3 protein-coding genes and 1 pseudogene are annotated in these 2,709 nt (G+C 33.4%); all 4 read left to right on the top strand.

The window, feature by feature from the left end:
- Positions 1-388: 388 nt before the first annotated feature.
- The 4 genes and pseudogenes from Q8907_15710 (at position 389) to Q8907_15695 (ending at position 2,195) form a co-directional block, all read left to right on the top strand.
- Positions 389-533, top strand: a pseudogene (locus Q8907_15710) (transposase).
- A 79-nt stretch (positions 534-612) separates the two neighbouring features.
- Positions 613-1,089 (top strand): bacterioferritin, encoded by a 477-nt coding sequence (gene bfr / locus Q8907_15705; GenBank protein ID MDP4275716.1) that lies wholly within the window; start codon positions 613-615, stop codon positions 1,087-1,089.
- Between the two features lie 41 nt (positions 1,090-1,130).
- A complete protein-coding gene (locus Q8907_15700) occupies positions 1,131-1,859 on the top strand; it encodes a superoxide dismutase (protein ID MDP4275715.1) in 729 nt (242 codons plus the stop codon).
- A gap of 45 nt (positions 1,860-1,904) precedes the next feature.
- A complete protein-coding gene (locus Q8907_15695; GenBank protein MDP4275714.1) occupies positions 1,905-2,195 on the top strand; it encodes a heavy metal-binding domain-containing protein in 291 nt (96 codons plus the stop codon).
- Positions 2,196-2,709 lie beyond the last annotated feature (514 nt).

Genomic DNA, 2,709 nt, shown 5'->3' with positions numbered 1-2,709 from the left:
GCAGGTTAAGAGATGAAAAATATGACCTGGAGGGAGTAGTAGAAATAGACGATGTGTTTTTTAAAACTCATTCGAGAAAGAAGAAGACAAAAAAACAAGTCAAAGCAAATTAGAGAAAGTCAGAATCAAAATAAAGTATTGATTATGACAAAGATAATACCCAAACTGATGTCCCAGAAAAAATAAAAAGCCATCTACTTTTCAATTTATAAAAATGGTGATCATTCCAAACGGATCAATGGAGACGAGGAACCCTTCAATATTAGAAAACACGAAATCAACAATAGTATAAGACATTTGGTAAGGATTCAACAAACAAAAAGTGATAAGTTCCAAACAGGTCAGAAAAATAGTTTTAACGAACGAAATATCAAAAGTATTATCGTAGATACATGCAATGATCAGTAATGTCAAAAGGAGCTCTAGGTATAAATCATAACATAAAAGACAAATACTTACAGAATTATCTTAATGATTTTTGTTATAAAAGCAATCACAAATATTTTGGAAAATATCTTTTGAAAGACTCATGATTGCTACTGTTGAAGATATTGGGTATGGCGAGTACAGGTACAATTAAGGATCATAATTTTAAATTAAAAAACAAATAAAATGAAAGGCAATGAAAAATTACTTCCAGTCTTGAATTCGCTTTTGGCAGAAGAACTCACAGTCATAAGCCAATACATGGTACATTCAGAAATGTGCGAAAACTGGGGTTATGGTAAACTTCTCACAGCAATAAGAAAACAGGCTATGGATGAAATGCACCACGCCGAGTGGCTTATTGAACGAATCCTTTTCTTTGACGGTATACCAATTGTATCCAAACTTAATCCAATAAAAATTGGCAAAACTGTTGCAGAAATGATCAGTAACGACAATAACTATGAACTTAACGCTGTACAGGAATACAACGTTGCCATCAAACTTGCACGAGAAGTTGGCGATCAAGGTTCTGTTGACCTGCTGACCAAGATACTTAAAATGGAAGAAGATCACGTTGATTGGGCTGAAGCCCAACTTACACAAATTGAGCAAATGGGTATGGAAAATTATTTGATTAACCAGACTGAAGGACCGGTATAATTCATCGTTTTTTTAATTAAAATAATTGAGGAGGAAGAACAATGAGTAAACTAAAGTTAATTAAAATATTAATCATTTTCGGATTTCTTGATTCACAATGCACTTTTATTGCACAAGCACAAGAAAATTTAAAAAATCAAACAAACAATAAATTTGAATTTCAACCCTTACCTTATGCGTATGATGCCCTTGAACCTTTTATTGATAAACAAACAGTAGAGATCCATTATAGCAAGCACCACAAAGCATATTATGACAATTTCATAAATGCAATAAAAGGCACTGAGATGGAATCGATGGATATAATGGATATTTTTAAGAATATCAGCAAATATCCTATGGCTGTCAAAAACAATAGCGGGGGATATTTCAATCACACATTTTATTGGGAAAGCATGGAAGCTCACGGAGGTGGGCAGCCAACCGGTATGCTATCAGAAGCTATTGCTAAAACATTTTCTTCATTTGATGAATTCAAAAAGCAATTTTCAGATGCAGGTAAAACACGGTTTGGTAGTGGCTGGGCATGGCTATGCATTGATGATAAAGGCGGCTTGTTTATTTGTTCTACACCCAATCAGGATAACCCACTAATGGACATTGCTGAAAAAAAAGGAATACCACTACTCTCAATGGATGTATGGGAACATGCATATTATTTGAAATATCAGAACAGAAGACCGGATTATATAGAGGCATTCTGGAACGTTGTAAACTGGGAAAAAGTAGCCATAAGATATGAAAATGCTTTAAAGGAATTAGGCATGTAGTAAAAAATATAAATTTAACAAAGTAAAGTCATGAAAAGTAAATTTTTGTTACCCATAATCCTCGTTGCAGGATTATGGCTAGTTGATTTCTCAAGTTCCGAAGTTTATGGACAAGCTACTCAGCCAAAAACGGCTAAACAGCAAACCGTAAAATATACCTGTACGATGCATCCAGAAGTAGTTCGGAATAAGCCCGGTAATTGTCCCAAATGCGGAATGAAGCTTGTTGAGAAAAAGAATATCTCCAAAGGAAAAATGCATCAGACAAAAAACACCGGTAGTATGAAGCATAGCCACAAAAAAATGATGTGCGACTCAACCAAAATGAAAAAATAGCACATGAAGCATGACACAAGTTTCAAGGAGCATGGAATACAAAGGTATGTGATAAAAACTACTTTATTAACAACATAAAATTGATAATAAAGTAGTTACATTTTTGAATTTGTTTTCAAGCGACTCTGATTTTTACAATCTTGATATAGAATTGATGATCTTATAATTACTCCAATGGAAAACTTAAAACAAAGTATATGGGAATTGAATTAGACAATCCCTATAATTATGGGTGCTTCCAATATAACAACAAATTTGGACAACCTTAAAAAGCGGAAGAACATTGTGTTGCAGCAATAGTTTATAAATCATTATTTGAAGAACAAATTCAACTCGAAAGATTGCAACTGGATAAAAAATTTACTGAATTCAACGATAATCATGCGCAAATGCTTACAATGCATCCAAATATTGAACATGCTGGACCTGACAAACATCTGCTTTATATTAGAAAAGCAAAAGAAAGCATAAATATCCCGCTGATTGCCAGTCTTAATGCAATAAACAATGATAG

The organism is Bacteroidota bacterium, assembly GCA_030706565.1.
Classification (GTDB): Bacteria; Bacteroidota; Bacteroidia; order Bacteroidales; family JAUZOH01; genus JAUZOH01.
This window is presented reverse-complemented; position numbering and strand designations above follow the sequence as displayed.

Excerpts from the sequence above, each read along its gene's own strand:
- bfr (MDP4275716.1), top strand. The coding sequence starts at position 613 with ATGAAAGGCAATGAAAAATTACTTCCAGTCTTGAATTCGCTTTTGGCA.
- Q8907_15700 (MDP4275715.1), top strand. The coding sequence starts at position 1,131 with ATGAGTAAACTAAAGTTAATTAAAATATTAATCATTTTCGGATTTCTT.